22 protein-coding genes are annotated in these 18,036 nt (G+C 64.4%); 14 read left to right on the top strand and 8 right to left on the bottom strand.

Going from position 1 to position 18,036, the window contains the following annotated elements:
- Positions 1-142 precede the first annotated feature (142 nt).
- The 12 genes from LOM8899_RS09770 (at position 143) to LOM8899_RS09715 (ending at position 10,076) form a co-directional block, all read left to right on the top strand.
- The gene (locus LOM8899_RS09770) at positions 143-931 is read left to right on the top strand and encodes a DNA repair protein (protein ID WP_211096181.1); all 789 of its coding nucleotides are present in this window, start codon (positions 143-145) and stop codon (positions 929-931) included.
- Between the two features lie 66 nt (positions 932-997).
- Positions 998-1,441: a paraquat-inducible protein A gene (locus LOM8899_RS09765; RefSeq protein WP_093992027.1), complete on the top strand. Its 444-nt coding sequence runs from the start codon at positions 998-1,000 to the stop codon at positions 1,439-1,441.
- Positions 1,442-1,538: 97 nt separating this feature from the next.
- Positions 1,539-2,918, top strand: coding sequence for a DNA repair protein RadA (gene radA, locus LOM8899_RS09760; protein WP_093992026.1), 1,380 nt, complete (start codon positions 1,539-1,541; stop codon positions 2,916-2,918).
- 13 nt (positions 2,919-2,931) lie between these two features.
- Entirely contained in the window at positions 2,932-3,495 is a 564-nt protein-coding gene (locus tag LOM8899_RS09755) for a CvpA family protein (RefSeq protein WP_093992025.1), read from the top strand.
- A gap of 112 nt (positions 3,496-3,607) precedes the next feature.
- Positions 3,608-5,068: an amidophosphoribosyltransferase gene (purF, locus tag LOM8899_RS09750; RefSeq protein ID WP_093992275.1), complete on the top strand. Its 1,461-nt coding sequence runs from the start codon at positions 3,608-3,610 to the stop codon at positions 5,066-5,068.
- 76 nt (positions 5,069-5,144) lie between these two features.
- Complete coding sequence (locus tag LOM8899_RS09745) at positions 5,145-5,501, top strand: iron chaperone (RefSeq protein WP_093992024.1); 357 nt, start codon at positions 5,145-5,147, stop codon at positions 5,499-5,501.
- A complete protein-coding gene (locus LOM8899_RS09740) occupies positions 5,498-6,061 on the top strand; it encodes a hypothetical protein (RefSeq protein ID WP_093992023.1) in 564 nt (187 codons plus the stop codon). The genes LOM8899_RS09745 and LOM8899_RS09740 overlap by 4 nt, the downstream gene beginning before the upstream one ends.
- Positions 6,058-6,699 carry an SDR family NAD(P)-dependent oxidoreductase gene (locus tag LOM8899_RS09735; protein WP_093992022.1) on the top strand — a complete coding sequence of 214 codons (642 nt, stop codon included), beginning with the start codon at positions 6,058-6,060 and terminating at the stop codon, positions 6,697-6,699. The genes LOM8899_RS09740 and LOM8899_RS09735 overlap by 4 nt, the downstream gene beginning before the upstream one ends.
- The gene (locus tag LOM8899_RS09730) at positions 6,696-7,259 is read left to right on the top strand and encodes a uridine kinase family protein (RefSeq protein WP_093992021.1); all 564 of its coding nucleotides are present in this window, start codon (positions 6,696-6,698) and stop codon (positions 7,257-7,259) included. The genes LOM8899_RS09735 and LOM8899_RS09730 overlap by 4 nt, the downstream gene beginning before the upstream one ends.
- 73 nt (positions 7,260-7,332) lie before the next feature.
- Positions 7,333-8,118, top strand: a complete 786-nt coding sequence (surE, locus tag LOM8899_RS09725) for a 5'/3'-nucleotidase SurE (RefSeq protein WP_093992020.1) — start codon at positions 7,333-7,335, stop codon at positions 8,116-8,118.
- A complete protein-coding gene (locus LOM8899_RS09720; protein ID WP_093992019.1) occupies positions 8,115-8,756 on the top strand; it encodes a protein-L-isoaspartate(D-aspartate) O-methyltransferase in 642 nt (213 codons plus the stop codon). Before surE ends, LOM8899_RS09720 begins: the two co-directional genes overlap by 4 nt.
- Positions 8,757-8,882: 126 nt before the next feature.
- Entirely contained in the window at positions 8,883-10,076 is a 1,194-nt protein-coding gene (locus tag LOM8899_RS09715; protein ID WP_093992018.1) for a LysM peptidoglycan-binding domain-containing M23 family metallopeptidase, read from the top strand.
- An 81-nt stretch (positions 10,077-10,157) separates the two neighbouring features.
- Here the strand turns inward: LOM8899_RS09715 and LOM8899_RS09710 are convergent, their stop codons facing one another.
- Genes LOM8899_RS09710 through LOM8899_RS09695 form a run of 4 tightly spaced genes read right to left on the bottom strand, consistent with a single transcriptional unit; the run spans position 10,158 to position 12,777 of the window.
- Positions 10,158-10,997, bottom strand: a complete 840-nt coding sequence (locus LOM8899_RS09710) for an ATP-binding protein (RefSeq protein WP_093992017.1) — start codon at positions 10,995-10,997, stop codon at positions 10,158-10,160.
- Positions 10,994-11,896, bottom strand: a complete 903-nt coding sequence (tatC, locus tag LOM8899_RS09705; protein WP_093992016.1) for a twin-arginine translocase subunit TatC — start codon at positions 11,894-11,896, stop codon at positions 10,994-10,996. Before tatC ends, LOM8899_RS09710 begins: the two co-directional genes overlap by 4 nt.
- Before the next feature lie 7 nt (positions 11,897-11,903).
- Positions 11,904-12,521, bottom strand: coding sequence for a Sec-independent protein translocase protein TatB (gene tatB, locus LOM8899_RS09700; protein WP_093992015.1), 618 nt, complete (start codon positions 12,519-12,521; stop codon positions 11,904-11,906).
- 40 nt (positions 12,522-12,561) lie between these two features.
- Positions 12,562-12,777, bottom strand: a complete 216-nt coding sequence (locus LOM8899_RS09695; protein WP_093992014.1) for a twin-arginine translocase TatA/TatE family subunit — start codon at positions 12,775-12,777, stop codon at positions 12,562-12,564.
- 174 nt (positions 12,778-12,951) lie between these two features.
- Here LOM8899_RS09695 and LOM8899_RS09690 point away from each other — a divergent pair, with 174 nt between their 5' ends.
- A complete protein-coding gene (locus LOM8899_RS09690; protein ID WP_093992013.1) occupies positions 12,952-13,611 on the top strand; it encodes a helix-turn-helix transcriptional regulator in 660 nt (219 codons plus the stop codon).
- Here LOM8899_RS09690 and LOM8899_RS09685 read toward each other — a convergent pair.
- The 3 genes from LOM8899_RS09685 to LOM8899_RS09675 form a co-directional block, all read right to left on the bottom strand.
- The gene (locus LOM8899_RS09685; RefSeq protein WP_093992012.1) at positions 13,608-14,687 is read right to left on the bottom strand and encodes an ABC transporter ATP-binding protein; all 1,080 of its coding nucleotides are present in this window, start codon (positions 14,685-14,687) and stop codon (positions 13,608-13,610) included. The two genes, LOM8899_RS09690 and LOM8899_RS09685, sit on opposite strands and share 4 nt — an antisense overlap.
- Before the next feature lie 82 nt (positions 14,688-14,769).
- Positions 14,770-15,333 carry a histidine phosphatase family protein gene (locus LOM8899_RS09680; protein ID WP_093992011.1) on the bottom strand — a complete coding sequence of 188 codons (564 nt, stop codon included), beginning with the start codon at positions 15,331-15,333 and terminating at the stop codon, positions 14,770-14,772.
- Positions 15,333-16,112, bottom strand: coding sequence for an SDR family oxidoreductase (locus LOM8899_RS09675; RefSeq protein WP_093992010.1), 780 nt, complete (start codon positions 16,110-16,112; stop codon positions 15,333-15,335). The genes LOM8899_RS09680 and LOM8899_RS09675 overlap by 1 nt, the downstream gene beginning before the upstream one ends.
- Before the next feature lie 147 nt (positions 16,113-16,259).
- Between LOM8899_RS09675 and LOM8899_RS09670 the strand changes: the two genes are divergently transcribed.
- Positions 16,260-17,270 carry a Hint domain-containing protein gene (locus tag LOM8899_RS09670; RefSeq protein ID WP_093992009.1) on the top strand — a complete coding sequence of 337 codons (1,011 nt, stop codon included), beginning with the start codon at positions 16,260-16,262 and terminating at the stop codon, positions 17,268-17,270.
- 3 nt (positions 17,271-17,273) lie between these two features.
- Here LOM8899_RS09670 and LOM8899_RS09665 read toward each other — a convergent pair whose 3' ends face one another.
- A complete protein-coding gene (locus LOM8899_RS09665) occupies positions 17,274-17,861 on the bottom strand; it encodes a hypothetical protein (RefSeq protein ID WP_133065005.1) in 588 nt (195 codons plus the stop codon).
- Between the last annotated feature and the right edge of the window lie 175 nt (positions 17,862-18,036).

Raw genomic sequence — 18,036 nt, 5'->3', positions numbered from 1 at the left:
AATTACTGATATTGTTTTAACAATTTCAGCTATTTGCCACAAATTAACCATTTTTCTTGGGCGGACGGCAACTTTTCGCCTACTATGGAGTTTGTTGATCGTTCAGTGGTTTGGGGGAACAAGCGTGACATATGGCTCGATAGTGCTTCGAACAGCGCAGGCGATGCAGGTTCTGTCCCTGATGATCTTGGGGATCGTGGGATTGACGCTTTTGGTCTACACCATCCTTTGCGCGCTCGGGATCATGCCTTGGCTGACCTTCGAAGCACAGTTCGGCGACTACACCTATCTTTATGCGGGGCACGCCACGCAAATCGGCGTTACGACGCTGTTTTTGCTCCTGTTCTTCTTCATCCCCTCGCAATCGCGCCTTCTGGCCCTCGAACGCAGCCACCGCGATTTCAAGATCAGCATGGATGACGTCGCACGTGCCTTTCACGTCTGCCACACCGCCGATCGGTCCGGCGTCTTCACGCTGTCGTCGGAATTCGATGCCGTGCGCGAGCGGCTCACCTATTTGCGCGATCATCCCGATCTGGCCGAGCTGGAGACCGACATCCTCACCGTCGCCGCCCAGATGAGCCAGCAGGCACGGCGGCTGGCGGACGTCTATTCCGACGAACGCGTCGCGCGGGCCAAGGATTTTCTGCGGCAGCGACAGGCCGAAGCAGAGAACCAGCAGGCCCGGATCATCGAAGCGCAGCATTCCTGCCGCGAAATCCGCAAATGGGCACAACAAATCGAATTGGAAGAGAGCGTCGTCGCCTCGCAACTGGCCCGACTCGATGAGGAACTGCAATCCGCCCTTCCCGCTCTGGGCTATTCCTTCGAAGGCTTCGATGCGCCCGAGTCCACCGACGAGGCCGATCCCGACGCAAAAACCAGCCGCCCCGCGAATGTGGTCACGATGACCAAGCCCGCCGCGGAATAGCCCGCGCCTCTTGCGCCGCGACCACCCCGGCCCCACCTGACACCTGCAACGATCCGGGGCCGCGCCATGCTGACCACTCTACGCACCGCCAATCTGGCGCTACTGATCCTGTTCCCGATCTCGTGGTTCGCTCCATTGCTCAAGGCCGGGCTGTTGCCGCTGTTTTCGCTGTCCGAAATCAGCGTCATCTCCGGCCTGCAAAGCCTCTGGGGCACCGATCCCGTCCTAGCGTTGCTCGTCACCGCCCTCGCCCTCTTCGCCCCGATGATGAAGACCATCGGCATCGCGCTCATCCACTTCGGGTTGCTCAAGCGCAAACTGATCCCGGTCCTGTCGTGGCTCGGCAAACTGGCCATGGCCGACGTTTTTCTCATCGCCCTCTACGTGGTCGTCGCCAAAGGCATCGGCGTCGGGCGCGTCGAAACCGCATGGGGGCTCTATCTCTTCACCGCCTGCATTCTCGCGTCCTTGGTGATCTCCACACTCACGCAGCGGCAGGCAAAGGACTGAGGCCGCCCTTCATCTTGGCCGGAAAACTCCCCCCGGAGGGGAAAATCCCAAGCCGCATCCCATTGCCCATTCCGGCGCAACAGTTCAAAACCCAGTGATGGCCAAAGACCTTTCCTTTTCCTGCACCGAATGCGGCGCCGCGCACTCCAAATGGTCCGGGCGCTGCGAAGCCTGCGGCGCTTGGAACTCCATCGTCGAAGACAAGCCGCTGACCGCCGGCCCCAAGGCCAAATCGCTCGGCGGCAAGCGCGGGCGGACGATCCCGCTCACCGATCTGGCGACCGAAGAGGCCGCTCCCCCGCGCACAAGAGCCGGGGTCGAGGAACTCGACCGGGTGCTGGGCGGCGGACTGGTGGCAGCCTCCGCGATTCTCGTCGGCGGCGATCCCGGCATCGGCAAATCCACGCTGCTGTTGCAGGCTGCGGCGCGGTTCGCACGCAACGGCCTCAAAGTGATCTACGTCACGGGAGAGGAATCGACGGCGCAGGTCCAGATGCGCGCGCGCAGGCTCGGCCTCGATCAGAGCCCGGTACATCTGGCCGCCGAAACCAACCTGCGCGACATCCTCACCACGCTCGAGGCGGAAAACCCCGACCTGGTGATCATCGATTCGATCCAGACCATGTGGGCCGACAACGTCGAAAGCGCCCCCGGCTCGGTCTCTCAGGTCCGTGCCGCCGCGCATCAGCTCACCACCTTCGCCAAGACGCGCAATATCGCCGTGATCCTCGTGGGCCACGTCACCAAAGAGGGCGCCATCGCCGGCCCCCGCGTGGTCGAGCACATGGTCGACTGCGTGCTCTATTTCGAGGGCGAGCGCGGCCATCAGTTCCGAATCCTGCGGGCGGTCAAGAACCGCTTCGGCCCGGCGGACGAGATCGGCGTCTTCGAGATGACGGGCAAGGGGCTGGCCGAGGTCAAGAACCCCTCCGCTTTGTTCCTCTCCGAACGGGGCACTCCAGCCCCCGGTTCCGTGGTCTTTGCCGGGATCGAAGGAACACGGCCCCTCCTGTGCGAGATCCAGGCGCTCGTCTCGCCCGCCGCTCCTGGCCAATCGCGGCGGTCTGTGGTCGGTTGGGATGGCGGCAGGCTCAACATGATCCTCGCCGTGCTGGAATCGCGCTGCGGCATTTCCTTCACCGGGCTCGATGTCTATCTGAACGTGGCCGGCGGCTTGCGGATCAGCGAACCTGCCGCGGATCTGGCCGTTGCCTGTGCGCTGGTTTCCGCCCGCGAAGACGCCGCCCTGCCCGAAACCTGTGTCATTTTCGGCGAGATCAGCCTCTCTGGTGCCCTGCGACCGGTGGCTCAAACCGAAAATCGGTTGAAAGAAGCGCAGAAACTTGGTTTTACCTCGGCCATTCTGCCGGTTCTGACCAAACGCGGAGGCGGCGCAGGGCTGGAGATGCGCGAAATGCGCGATCTGGCAGGTGTGATCGAAGCGGTGTTCGGCATTTCGCCGGGCGACAACGGATAAGAAGAAGAGACCCATGGAAGACTTCACCATCGTTGACGGCGTCGTGGCTTTGGTCATCGTCCTTTCGGCTCTGCTGGCCTACAGCCGCGGGCTCGTGCGCGAGGCTCTGGCTATCCTCGGCTGGATCGCAGCGACCATTCTGGCGTTCATCTTCGCCGATCAGGTGCAGCCGCTGATCCGCCAGATCCCCGTGGTCGGCGATTTCATCGGTGACAGCTGTGAGCTCTCGATCATCGGCGCCTTTGCCGCCGTCTTTGCCGTGGCGCTGGTCATCTTCTCGATCTTCACGCCTCTGTTCTCGACTCTGGTGCAACGCTCCGCGCTCGGCGGCGTCGATCAGGGCCTCGGGTTCCTGTTTGGCGTGTTCCGGGGCATCCTGCTCGTCGCCGTGGCGTTCTTCGTCTACGAAACGGTGCTTTCGGCGCAGTCCATCCCGATGGTCGACGACAGCCGCTCGGCCGCCGTGTTCTCGCGCCTCACCGGCCAGATCGAAGAGCGCGACCCGGAGCAGGCGCTTGGTTGGATCACCACCCAATACGAGCAATTGGTGGGCGATTGCGGCGTCGTGACCGAGTAAGGCCCGCCCGATTGCTATAGTTTCGTGACACTCCCCCCCTGAGCGACTATCAGGGGGGCGCTTGACACATCGGATTCGGAGCTGCCCCTTGTCCATCGAGACCGCACCTGACATGCCCCCCGCCCATCCTTTTGACGACGACAAACTGCGCGAAGAATGCGGCATCTTCGGCTGCGTCGGCGTGGTGGATGCGGCCAACTTCATCGCTCTGGGGCTGCACGCCCTTCAGCACCGGGGACAAGAGGCCGGCGGCATCGTTACCCACGATACCGAAACCGGCTTCAACCAAGCCCGCCGCATGGGGCTCGTGCGCGACAACTTCACCTCTCAGAAAGTGATGGAAACGCTGCCGGGCGCTATCGGGATCGGGCATGTGCGCTACTCGACCGCCGGGTCCAAAGGACAGACAGCGATCCGCGACGTGCAGCCGTTCTTTGGCGAATTCTCCATGGGCGGCGCCGCCATCGCGCATAACGGAAACATCACCAACGCCGTGCAATTGCGGCGCGAATTGATCGAGCGCGGGTCGATCTTTCAGTCCTCGTCCGACAGCGAATGCATCATCCACCTGATGGCGCGGTCCATGGGGCGGACGATCCCCGACCGGATGGAAGAAGCGCTGCGAAAGGTCGAAGGCGCGTTTTCCATCGTCGCCATGACGCGAAGCAAGCTGATCGGCTGCCGCGACCCGCTCGGCGTGCGGCCCTTGGTGCTGGGCAAGGTCGGCGACGGCTTCGTGCTCGCCTCCGAAACCTGCGCCCTCGACATCATCGGCGCCGAACTGGTGCGCGAGATCGAACCGGGCGAAATGGTCGTGATTTCCGCCGACAAGGGGGTGCAAAGCCACTTCCCCTTCCGGCCGCAAAAGCCACGGTTCTGCGTCTTCGAACACGTCTACTTTTCACGGCCCGACAGCATCCTCGGTGGCCGCTCGGTCTACGAAACGCGCGAAGCCATCGGGCGCGAACTGGCCAAGGAAGCGCCGGTCGATGCCGATCTGGTCTGCCCGGTGCCGGATTCCGGCACGCCCGCCGCGATCGGCTTCAGCCTCGAAAGCGGCATCCCCTACGCAATGGGAATCATCCGCAATCAATACATGGGCCGGACCTTCATCGAGCCGACCGAAAGCATCCGCAACATGGGCGTGCGGCTCAAGCTCAACGTCAACCGGGCACTGATCAAGGGCAAACGGGTGATCCTTGTGGACGACAGCGTCGTGCGGGGCACCACCTCGATCAAGATCCGCGAAATGATCCTCGACGCGGGCGCCAAGGAAGTGCACTTCCGCATCGCCTCCCCGCCGACGGCATGGCCCTGTTTCTACGGGGTCGACACGCCGAACCGGGAAAAGCTGCTAGCCGCCAACATGTCCGAAGACGAGATGTGCGCGCATCTCGGCGTCGACTCGCTACGGTTCATCTCACTCGACGGGCTCTACCGCGCCGTGGGCGAATCCGGCGGGCGTAACAAGGCCCAGCCACAGTATTGCGACGCGTGTTTCTCCGGCGAATACCCGGTCGAGCCTGCCGATATGATCGACGCCGGATTTCAGATGAAGACAGCGGCCGAATAGGCTTCATCTTGGCCAATAAACTCAATCCCGTCCGGCCCGCTTGCGCGGCGGTCGAAGACTGGGCATAGCATTTGCCATGACCACGATCACGCCAGACAGCTACCTTGCCGCCCTGCCCAGCGATCAGCAGCGGGCTCTCGGGGCGCTGCGACAGCAGTTGCGCGCGCTTCTGCCCGATGCGGTCGAGGTGATGTCCTACGCCATGCCCGGCTTCCGTCTGGGCAAGAAGATGGTCGCCGGATATGCCGGTTTCGCCAAACACTGCGGGCTCTATCCGCATTCCGGCGGGATCATTCCGCAAATCACGGACGAGATCGACGCGCTCGGGTTCAAATGGAGCAAGAGCGGCGTGCTCTTCACCCCGGCTCACCCCCTGCCCGAAACGCTCGTTGACCGGATCGTCGCCCTGCGTCTGGCGGAGATCGGGGCATGAGCATGCCGTCGACCATCATCGTGCTCTGCACCGGTCGGTGCGGCTCGATGACGCTCAGCCGGGCCTGCGCCCACCTTTCCAGCCACACATCGGCCCACGAAAGCCTGACGCACGCCACGGGGCCGGAAAGGTTCGCTTTCCCGCCACGGCATATCGAGATCGACAATCGGCTGGCGTGGCTGCTCGGGCGGCTGGACATGGCCTGGGGGGACAGGGCTGCCTATGTGCACCTGACGCGCAATCCCGAGGAGGTCGCTGAGAGCTTTACCCAGCGGGCCAATCAGGGGATCATCCGGGCCTACCGGCAAGACATCCTCGCCCGCTCGCGCAATCGGGCGTGGAAAACGCCGCTCATTGAATATTGCCGTGATTACGTCGATACGGTCACCGCCAATATCAACCATTTCCTGCGTGACAAGACTCACGTCATGGACATGACGCTGGAAACCATGCCCGAAGACTTCGACCGGTTTTGCGACTGGATCGGGGCGCAGGGCGATCTTGACGCCGCCCGGGCCGAGCTTCGGGTCGTGCACAATGCAACGGAGCGAACCGCTTGAAAACCGCCCTCATCACAGGTGCCAGCCGCGGCCTCGGCGCCGCTCTGGCCATGGCGCTCGCGCCGACGCATCACATCATCGCCGTCGGGCGGACCGTCGGCGCGCTCGAAGACCTCGACGACCGGATCAAGGCCGCAGGTGGGCAGGCCACACTTGCGCCGATGGACATCACCGTGCCGGAAGCCATGCAGCAGCTTTGCCGGTCGATCCACGACCGCTGGGGCGGGCTGGACCTCTGGGTGCACACGGCGATCCATGCCGGGCCCCTCGCGCCCGCCGCCACTCTGGCCGACAAGGATTTCGACAGTTCGGTCGCGGTGAACCTGCGCGCGCCGGCGCGGCTGATCGGCTATGTCAGCCCGCTTCTGGGCGTCACCGGCCGGGCGGTGTTCTTCGACGACCCGCGCGGGGGCGAAAAGTTCTTCGGCCACTACGGCACCACCAAGGCCGCGCAGATCGCCCTCGCCCGGTCGTGGCAGGCGGAAACGGTCAAGACCGGGCCACAGGTGCGGATCCTCGCCCCAAAGCCGATGCCCACGGCACTGCGCGGACGGTTCTTTCCCGGCGAAGACCGGTCCGCGCTGGCCGATCCGGGCACCGAGGCCGCGCGTCTGTTGCCCCTCATTCTGGGCGAATGACAGGCAACCCTGCCCTGGCCGAGATCGCCCGTCAGATCCATACCAGCACACCACCGCAGGGAATGCGCAGCCGGATCGTCGCCATCGACGGTCTGGGCGGCGCGGGCAAATCGACGCTTGCCGCCGCGCTGGCAAGTGCAGTGCAAGCGCCTGTCATCGCCACAGACGACTTTGCCAGCCCGGACCACCCGCTGGATTGGGATGACAGTCTGATGGAGCAAGTCCTGACGCCCTTGGCGGCAGATCGACCTGCGCATTACCAACGCTACGATTGGCACAGCAAGGCTCTGGGCGACTGGCGAACCGTGCCGCCCGGCGGGATCATCCTGCTCGAAGGTGTCAGCAGCAGCCGCGCCCGATTTCGCCCCTTCCTGTCTTTCGGGATATGGATCGACGTGCCGCAATCGCTGAGACTGGAACGAGGGCTGGCCCGAGACGGGGCCGACGCCTTGGCGCAATGGAAAGTCTGGCAGGCAGAGGAAAACGACTATGTCGCCCGCGAAGCGCCCGCATCTCGCGCGGATCTCGTCCTGGACGGCACTCTGCCGGTCGCACTGTAACGGAATAGCCGCGTCAGCCTTGCCGCGTCGCGGGCTCTGCCATAGGAAAGTGCTACACACATAAGGGGCTCATATGCGTATCCTGATCACCAATGACGACGGCATCAACGCACCGGGGCTCAAGGTGCTGCACACGATTGCAAGCGAGATTGCCGGACCAAAGGGTGAGGTGTGGACCGTCGCACCCGCATTCGAACAATCGGGGGTCGGGCACTGCATCAGCTATACCCACCCGATGATGATCGCGGAACTGGGCGAACGGCGCTTCGCCGCCGAGGGCAGCCCCGCCGATTGCGTGCTGGCAGGGATCCACGACGTGATGAAGGATAGCCCGCCTGATCTGGTGCTGTCGGGGGTGAACCGGGGCAACAACGCCGCCGAGAACGTGCTCTATTCAGGCACCATCGGCGGCGCGATGGAGGCGGCGCTGCAAGGGCTTCCCGCGATCGCATTGTCGCAGTTCTACGGGCCTAGGAACGTCAATCGTGACGATGCGTTCGAGGCGGCCGCCCAGCATGGGACGGCGGTGGTCCAGACCCTGCTGGCGCAGGGGCATTGGGACACCCATAACTACCGCTTGTTCTACAACATCAACTTTCCGCCTATACCGGGCGCGGATGTCAAAGGCACGAAGATCACCAGCCAGGGATTCCGCCAGAACACGACCTTCTCGGTCGAACCACACCTGTCGCCCTCTGGCCGACGGTTCCTGTGGATCAAGGGCGGCCGGCAGGACGAGCGGACAGCCGATGGCACCGACGCCGCCGCCAACCTCGACGACTACATCTCGGTCACGCCGATGCGCGCCGACCTCACGGCGCACGACGCGCTCGCCGGGCTACAGGAACTGTTCAAGTGACCTGGGACGCCGACGCCAAGATGCAATTTCTCTTCGCCCTGCGGTCCAAGGGCGTCACCGACGCCCGCACCCTGCAGGCGATGGAGAAAGTCGACCGGGCGCTCTTTGTGCGGGGGATCTTCGAGGATCGGGTCTATGACGACATGCCGCTGCCGATTGCCTGCGGCCAGACGATCAGCCAGCCGTCGGTCGTGGGCCTGATGACGCAGGCGCTGGGGATCAGTCCGCGCGACAAGGTGCTCGAGGTCGGCACCGGCTCCGGCTATCAGGCGGCCATTCTCAGCCATCTCGCCCGGCGGGTCTATACGGTCGAGCGGTATCGGCGGCTGGTTGCCAACGCGCGGCTCATCTTCGATCAGCTCGATCTGACCAACATCACCGCGCTCGCCGCGGATGGCAGCCACGGGCTGCCCGATCAGGCGCCGTTCGACAAGATCCTCGTGACGGCCGCCGCCGAGGACCCGCCCGGCCCCCTCTTGGCCCAGCTGCGGATCGGCGGTATCATGGTGCTGCCGGTCGGTCAGTCCGACACCGTGCAAAGCCTGATCCGGGTGAACCGGACCGAGAACGGCTTCGACTACGAGGAATTGCGCGCCGTGCGGTTCGTGCCCCTTGTCGAAGGGCTCGGGCAAGACTAGGACCAGCCCGCGGCCCGGGTTGGCCGGCAAAAACAGACAAGCGCCCGCAAGAGGTGTATGAGAGTTGGTAGACGACCGCGAAAAGAGGCCGATCCACAAGGGCCCATCAGCGACCGAGGACATGAGATGCAGCAGATACCCCCATTCGACCGGCCCCGTTCCCGCATCGGCAAGCTCTGCCTGACAGGCGCCGCACTGGCGATCCTGTCCGCCTGCACAGAGCCCTTCGATCTGGACATGCGCGACGTCACCAACGGGTTCGACACCACCGCGGCGCTCTCGACCGCGGCAAACCGGCCCCGGCCCGATGACCGGGGGATCATTTCCTACCCGAACTATCAGGTCGTCGTCGCACAGCGGGACGACACCGTGCAATCCATCGCCGCCCGGCTCGGGCTCGACGCCAACACCTTGGCCGCCTACAACGGGATCGCCCCCGACGTCGCGCTGCGGCGCGACGAGATCATCGCCCTGCCCTCACGGGTCGCGGAGCCCTCGCCCGCCACCGGGTCCGCCACCACGGGCCCGATCCAGCCGGCGCCCGAGGTCAGTGTCACCACACTTGCCTCCGACGCCATCGACCGGGCCGAAGGAACCGCCCCATCGAGCCAATCCGGCGTGGAACCGATCCGGCATCAAGTCACAAGGGGCGAGACCGCCTATTCGATCGCGCGGGTCTATAACGTCGACGTCAACGCCCTTGCCGAATGGAACGGTCTGACCGGCGACCTCGCCGTCCGCGAAGGGCAATTCCTGCTGATCCCGCCCGCCGGAACGGTCGGCACCGTGGCAGCGCCGGTTGTGGATACCGCCGCCCCCGGCACCGGAAGCATCGCCCCGATCCCGCCAAGCGCCGCAGCCCCCCTGCCGGAAGAGACCACCCCCCCGGTGGCCAGCAGCACGCCCGAGGAAGAACCCGAAAGCGTCGCACCCGATCTGGGCAGCCAGCAATCAGCGCCGGCAGCAAGCAGCGCGGCGATGGTCACTCCCGCACAGGGCAGCATCATCCGCGAATATGCGCGGGGACGGAATGACGGGATCGACATCGGAGCCGCCGCCGGGTCTCCGGTCAAGGCCGCCGCAGCGGGAACGGTCGCTGCGATCACCACCGATACCGCCGGCATTCAGATCGTCGTGATCCGGCACCCGGACAACCTGCTGACGGTCTACACCCATGTGACCAACCTGACGGTCGCGCGGGACACGAACGTAAGCCGAGGTCAGGTGATCGGAGAGGTGCTGCCCGGCGATCCGAGCTTCCTGCACTTCGAGGTGCGTCGCGGCACCGACAGCGTCGATCCGGCCGAATTCCTGCCCTGACGTCAGCGGCGGGCGATGACCCCCGCCGCCCTTTGGGGCAGTCGGCTCGGTGATAGCGACAAAGGCGGGGGCAGACTGCCCCTACGCCAACGTGACGCCGCGACGGCCCGCCAGATCGGTGAAGAATTGCCATGCCACCCGGCCAGAGCGGCTGCCACGGGTCGCCTGCCACTCGATCGCCTCGGCACGCAGATCGGCGTCCGAAATCTCGACGCCGTAAGCCTCGCAATAGCCGCGGATCATTTCCAGATACTGATCCTGATCGCAGGGATGAAAGCCGAGCCACAGACCAAATCGGTCGGACAAGGACACCTTCTCCTCCACGGCTTCTGACGGATTGATCGCGCTCTGACGCTCGTTCTCGATCATATCGCGGGGCATCAGATGGCGACGGTTCGACGTGGCATACAGGACGACGTTGTCCGGCCGGCCCTCGATACCACCATCCAGAACCGCCTTGAGCGACTTGTAATGGGCATCGTCATGGCTGAACGACAGGTCGTCGCAGTAGAGCACGAAACGGGCGTCCGAGCCGCGCAGCAGCGCCAGACAGCGACCGATGGACTGCAGATCCTCGCGCTGGATCTCGACGACCTTCAGCTGCGGATAGTCTGGATTAAGAGCGCCGTGCACAGCCTTGACGAGGCTGGATTTCCCCATGCCCCTCGCGCCCCAGAGCAAGGCGTTGTTCGCGGGCAGACCCTTGGCGAACTGGGTGGTGTTGGCCATCAGAATATCGCGGGCGCGGTCGATGCCCACCAGCATTGAGATGTCCACGCGGTTGACGCGCGCGACCGGCTCGAGGCGATCCGGGTCCGGCTGCCAGACAAAAGCGCCTGCCGCGTCGAAATCAGGGGCGGGCTGCGGGGCCGGAGCCATTCGCTCCAGCGCCGCGGCGATCCGGTCCAGCGGATCGGTCATGTCTTCGGCTCGTCTGTCGCGTCAGCCTCCGCATCGGCCACGTCGGCGGCCTCCTCGGCATCCTCCAGATCGTCATCCTCGAACCACAGGCCCTCGGCGCGGAGCTTGGCCTCACGCTGCTTTTCCACCCGCTTCACCAAGAGGATCGACACTTCGTACAGGCCGTAAACCACGACGAACAGGATCACCTGAGAGACGACATCCGGCGGGGTCGCCAGTGCGGCCACGATCAGAATGCCGACCATCGCGTATTTGCGGGTGCCGGCCAGACCGACGGCGCTGACAAGACCCGCCTTGCCCATCAGGGTCAGCAGCACAGGCAGCTGAAAGCACAGGCCAAAGGCCACGATGAACTTGATCGTCAGCAGGACATAGGACTGCGCGGAACCCTGAAACGCGATACCGGCCACGCCGGTGTCGCTGCCGGTGCCCTCCAGCAAGGTGCCCGCCTGCTGAAAGCCGAGAAAGAAGTTAAAGGCCAGCGGCGTGATGATATAGAACGCGAACAACCCGCCGAGCGTGAACATGATCGGCGAGGCCAGAAGGAACGGCAGGAACGCGCCCTTCTCGGATTTGTAGAGGCCGGGGGCCACAAAGCGCCACATCTGATAGCTGATCACCGGAAACGACAGCACCAGCCCGCCAAACAGCGAGATCGAGATCGCGAGGAAGAAGCCCTCCTGCACGCTGAGCAGGTAGGTCGTGCAATCCTGCCCGCGATCCGCAAGCGCGCTGCACAGCGGCGAGGTCAGAAAGTTGAAGATCGGGTTCCAGACGGTGAAGCAGATCACCATGGCAATGACAAAGGCCACCAAGGACCAGATCAGCCGGCTGCGAAGCTCGGTCAGATGCTCGATCAGCGGTGCGGCGCTGTCTTCGATTTCGTCGGCGTTGCTCATATCTGGCTCACTCTGAACTGTCGGCCTTCGGGGTCTGTGTGGCGGCAGGCTTTGGCTTCGGCGTGCGCTTCGGGGCCTTCGCGGCGGTCGCCTTGGGCTTTGCCGCCGGCTTCGCGGCCTTCGGTTTCGCGGCCTTGGCGGGCGCTGACTTCGGCTTGGCGGCCTTGGCTGCGGGGGCTTTGGGTGCAGAAGCGGGCTCAGGCTTGGAGGCAGGCGTCGGAGCGGCCGAAGGCGCCTCTTCGGCCGCGATCTTGGCCTCCCGACGACTGGCGGCGCTGGCCAGCGCCTCCTCGATCTTGGCCTTGTTCTCTGCGCGCTCCTTGGCGAGGGCTTCGGTGGCACCGCCGGGCTTGACGTTTTTTGAACTCAGGCCGGTCGCCTCGCGCAGCTTCTCGGTGCCGAAGGCGGTCGGATTGGCGGCCGCCTTGATGGTCTTGGAAATGTCCTTGACGCCGCTCTCGTCCGCCGCGGCCTCCATCGCTCTGGAGAACTCGCGGGCCATGCCACGGGCCTTGCCCGTCATCTGCCCCATCGTGCGGAACATCTTGGGGAAATCGCGCGGGCCGACAACGATCAGCGCCACGATGCCCACGAGGATAATCTCGCTCCAGCCCATTCCGAACATCAAACCGCTCCTAGCGCATTCAGATCACCAAAGACCGGGATCAGACCTTGTCTTTGTCTTCTTCCGGGGTCACGTCACGCGCGGACTCCGCCATGCCCTCTTCGAGCTCTTTCTTGCCGTCATCCACGCCCTTCTTGAACGCGGTGATGCCCTTGCCCACTTCGCCCATCAGCGACGAAATCTTGCCACGTCCGAACAGGACGAGCACCACGACAGCGATCAAGAGAAGGCCCGGCAGGCCGATGTTGTTTAGCATGTTCCAAGTCTCCCAACACGGCGATCACCCAAGGACCACCAGATAAATTGCAGAGCACGGTCTACGCGGCATGGGCCCCTGCGAAAAGGGGCAAAACCGCCGCTTGATCAGATCACGGTCGCTTTTTGTGACAAAATACTGTCAACTGCCAGAATATCGTCAAAAGGAGGCATCATGGCGCGCACCGACAGGCTCTATGACCTGATCCAGATCCTGCGCGACGGGCGTCTGCACAGGGCGCAGGACATCGCCGACAAGCTGGGGGTTTCGCTGCGAACGGTCTACCGCGACATGGAGACGCTCTCGGCCTCCGGCGTCCCGATCGAGGGCGAGCGCGGGCGTGGCTATCAGGCCACCGCCGCGATCAGCCTGCCGCCGCTGAACCTGACGCTGACCGAACTCGAAGCACTGCACCTCGGGCTCTCGGTCGTGGGCGAGGCTGGCGACAGCGAGCTGCAATCCGCGGCCCGGTCGCTCTCGGCCAAGATCGACGCGCTGCTGCCGGAAGACCGCTCGACCCCGCCACAGGGCTGGGGCGCGGCGGTCTATCCCTTTGCCGAAGCCGCGCGTGGCTATCAGCACATGCCCCCTCTACGGGGGGCGATCCGGGCGCGGCAAAAGATCAAGGTGCAGCTCGACACCGGCGAAGACATCATCCGCCCTCTGGCGCTCGATTACTGGGGGCGGATCTGGACCGTCACCGTCTGGAGCGAAACGCAGCGGGATTTCAAGGTGTTGAGGCTGGATCAGATCCAGAACCTGCGGGTGCTGCCGCAGCTCTTCGTGGCCGAGGCCGGAACGACGCTGGCGGATTTCCGGGCCCTGTCGGGCTAGCTGGCGCGTGGAAACACGAAACAGCGATCCCGGCGGATCATCAGCCACAGCGGCGTGCCGACCTTGGGCAGGAACACCGACGGCACCAGCGCCTTCAGCGCCGATCCGTCGAAATCCATGCGGAACTCCACAAGGCTCTCCGAGCCCATGAACCGGGCGCGTTCGACGACGGCGCGGGCCGGGGTGCCGTCCTGTGGCGTCGGATTGGGGCCGCGACCATGGCGGTCAAAGTCGATCTTGAGGTGCTGCGGCCGGATCACGATATCCACCTCGGTGCCGTCAGGAACGCCGGGGGCGAGAAACTGGCCAAAGGGCGTCTCGGTGAGAGCGCCTTGAACTTTTCCCGGTATGACATTGATATCGCTAAAGAATGCAGCAGCAGCCCGGTCTGCCGGGGCATTGTAGATATGATAGGGCGCGCCGCGCTGGACGATACGGCCATCGCGCATCAGGGCGATCTCGTCGGCCATGCGCATCGCCTCTCCCGGCTCGTGGGTCACCAGCAGAACAGCGGTTTCCTCGGCCTTGAGCACCGCAAGGGTCTCGTCCCGGATGTCGTCGCGCAGACGATCGTCGAGGCCGGAGAACGGCTCGTCCATCAGCATGATGTGCGGGCGTGGGGCCAGAGCACGGGCGAGCGCCACGCGCTGCTGCTCGCCACCCGACAATTCATGAGGAAACCGGTCGATATGGCGGCTCATGCCGACGCGGGCGAGCAACTCTTCGACGCGGGCGCGGGCCTTGGACTTGTCCGACAGGCCAAAGGCCACATTGCCCATGACAGACAAATGCGGAAACAGGGCAAAGTCCTGAAACATCAGGCCGATCCCCCTGCCCTCGGGCGGCACCGCATGGACGCCATCGCTGATCAGCTGACCATCGACCAAGACCTCGCCGCTGTCCTGCCGCTCGACCCCGGCGATGATGCGCAGGGTGGTGGATTTGCCACAGCCCGAGGGGCCCAGCAGGCAGGTCACCTGCCCGGGCTGAATGCTCAGGGACACGTCATCGACGACGCGGCGGCCGTCAAAGCTGCGGCTGATCTGTCGAATTTCGAGGCGGGGCGCGGTGGTCACGAGCGGCGAAACCCTAGCATTTCAATCGGATTAAGTGGCAGATAGCAGCCACCCGCAATGCCCGCAAGGGCGGCGGGTGCGGTCAAACGTCCTCGAAGACGCGCCATTCGTGGGCCAGATGCCACGTCCCGTCAGCCAGCCGCGCCTGCCAGACACAGCCGCCACGGCTCTGATCCTCAGACCGGGCAATCGCGCGGCCCGAAACGTGGCACCACAGCAGCGTTCCGACGCCGCCATGGCCCACCATCATCACGTCGCGGCCGTCGGCCACCAGATCCGCCAGAGCGGCAACCATGCGGGCCTGCGCGTCGATCGCCCGCTCCCAGCCCCGCGTGCTTTGCTCCGGTCGGGCAAACAAGGCATCCGCCTGTGCCTCATGGGCCTCGTGCGGCAAATAGCCCGTCGCGGTGCGATCCACCTCCGAGGTCCGGGCATCCAGCTCGACAGGCGCGCCCGCCGCCAGAATGCCGGCGGTCTGCATGGCCTTGGTCTCGGGGCTGCTGACGATGCGCAGCCCGGAGCCCGGCCAGCCACGCGCCGCAAGAGCCTCGGTCCGGCGGCGGCCCAGATCGCTCAGATGCCAGTCAGGGACCAGCACGTCAGGATCAATCACCACCTCCGGATGCGAGACGTAGACAAGGCGCATCAGAGCGTCGCGTTCACGGCACCACCATCGAGCAGGATATTCTGACCGACGACAAATCCGGCCTTCTCGGAGCAGAGAAACGCGCACATCGCGCCGAACTCTTCCGCGGTGCCATAGCGGCCCGCCGGGATCGTCGCTTCGCGCTGGGTCTTGGCCTCGTCCAGCGAAATGCCCTGCGCCTTCGAGACGCCGGTATCAAGGCTGATCGCCCGGTCGGTCGCGTGAATGCCGGGCAGCATGTTGTTGATGGTCACACCCTTGCCGGCCACCTGACGGGCGGTGCCAGCGACAAATCCGGTCAGACCGGCGCGGGCCGAATTCGACAGGCCAAGCTGCGGGATCGGCGCCTTGACGGAGCCGGAGGTGATGTTGACAATCCTGCCCCAGCCCTTGTCGATCATGCCGGGCAGCACGGCCTGCATGAGGGCAATCGGGGTCAGCATATTGGCATCCAAAGCGGCGATGAAATCGTCGCGGTCCCAATCCGACCACAGGCCGGGAGGTGGGCCACCCGCATTGGTGACCAGAATATCGACGCCGTCGGCCGCCGCGAGGACGGCCGCGCGGCCCTCGTCGCTGGTGATGTCGGCAGCAACGGTGACCACATCGACGCCATGCTTGGCACGGATCTCGGCGGCGGTCGCCTCCAGCGCCTCCGCGCCGCGCGCGTTGAGCACCAGATCCACGCCCGCCTCGGCCAATGCCTCCGCACAGCCCCGGCCCAATCCCTTTGACCCCGCACATACCAGTGCGCGTTTGCCTTTGATGCCCAAATCCATGGTTCAATCCTTTTCCAGTTCAGATCGGACCTAGCATCGGCCCGTCGGATCAGCAACAATGCCGAAACAGTGCCCGACTGTCGGCCTGAACTCGTCACAATACGATGCCATTCTCCCGGCGTCATGAAAAGGTACGGCCGCACTCCAATGACACAGGCACAAGACATCGCCGCGACGCAGTCGCTCCCTGTCTACCGGGCGAGCGATTTTCGCGTGACCGACGGGGTTGCCGAAGGCGAGGCCATGTCCTTTGCCGACGAACTGGTGATGGACGATATCTACGAGCTGGGGCGGCGGGCCACGCGCGGGCGGCTCTCGATCGTTCTGGGCGACGGGCCGCGGTCGTTTACCGTCGCGCAGGGCAGCGCCTTGGGCAAGACCGGGCATTCGGTCTACCTCGACAGCTGCGTCACGCTGATGGCGCCCGACAGCAGCACCTACGAAGTGCTGATCCTCGTCGAAGTCGAGGACGGAGCCGTGGCCGACATCTACATCCTGCCGCTCGCCAGCCTGGAGCCCGATATCGAATACCGGCTCGTCGGGATCGACAGGGACGCCGCCGGCACCCGATTTGCCGAGGTCGCCTGTGTCAGCTTCTCGCGCGGGACCCACATCACGATGGCCTCCGGCGAACAACGGCCGATCGAAGCTTTGCAGGTCGGAGACCGGGTGCTCACCCGCGACGACGGTCCGCAGGAAATCCGCTGGATCGGGCAGACGACGCTGCGGGCGGTGGGCGATTTCGCCCCGGTCGTGATCCGCAAGGGAACGCTTCACAACGAAAACGATCTGCTGCTCAGCCCCGACCACCGGATCTTCGTCTATCAGCGCGAGGACAAGCTCGGCGCGGGCCGGTCCGAAGTGCTCGTGAAGGTGCGGCACCTTGTGAACGGAACCTCCGTCGTGCGGCAGGACGGCGGCTTCGTGGATTACTTCCAGCTGCTCTTTGACGAACACCAGATCATCTATGCCGAAGGCATCGCCGCCGAGAGCCTGCTGATCGACCAACGGACCAGCCCCGCCCTGCCCGACGCCGCGCGCTCACAGGTCAAGGGGGCGCACAGCCGCCGGGCCCATGCCAACTACGAAGTCGGCGCAAAGCTGATGGAAACGCCCGACGCGGTCGATCTCTTGCGGCGGGCGTCCCGGTCCGACTAGGGTCTATCGCTCTGCCGCGAAGAACCCGGACATCGGATAATCGACACCGTTCAGGGTATATTCCCCCGTCGCGCCGCCGGTCACATAGGCCTGATCCTGAAAGAAATCGCCAAAGATGACAGAGCTGACGTCGATCACCTCTCGCGGCGTGGTCGTCAGCCGGCCGTCCATATCCGCGACGAAAGTGTATTCGTAGACAAGATCGGCATTCCGGTCGATATTGCCGTTCGTGATGTTCAACTGGCCCGAAACCGGCAAATCCTCGAAATCCACGAAATCGGACGCCGTGCCCGAGACCGTCGAATCCGAGAAGTTCACGTTCAGGGATAAGGCGCCCGCCGCCAGCACGCCAAGATCGTCGCCGATCTCCATGACGCCAACGTATTGCGACCTGCCGCCCGGTTGCAGTTCGGACGGTTCGTCGAAATAGGAATCACCGATGTCCGCAAGGATTTGATCGGTGTAGTTGAAATAGCCTTGAAGGCTGTCAAAGGTCTGCACCTGCGGCGTTGCGGTGCTGCCCGAAGTGGTGGAACAGGCAGACAAGACCAGCGGCACGGCCGCCAAAACCAAAGCACGACTCACGTTCACTTTTTTCTCCCGAAAAGAATTGCTTACCGTTTGGTAAGCCACTCTCCCCGCGCGGTGTCAAATCATTCATGGGGCGGCGGATCGGACCGTGGCGTCATTCGCTAGACCCTGCGACGCGGCGCGTTCATCGGCGTGCTCGCGCGGGCACCGGAATCGAAAAACCGGCCCGCGGATG

The organism is Flavimaricola marinus (genome assembly GCF_900184895.1).
GTDB classification, from domain to species: domain Bacteria; phylum Pseudomonadota; class Alphaproteobacteria; order Rhodobacterales; family Rhodobacteraceae; genus Flavimaricola; species Flavimaricola marinus.
This window is presented reverse-complemented; position numbering and strand designations above follow the sequence as displayed.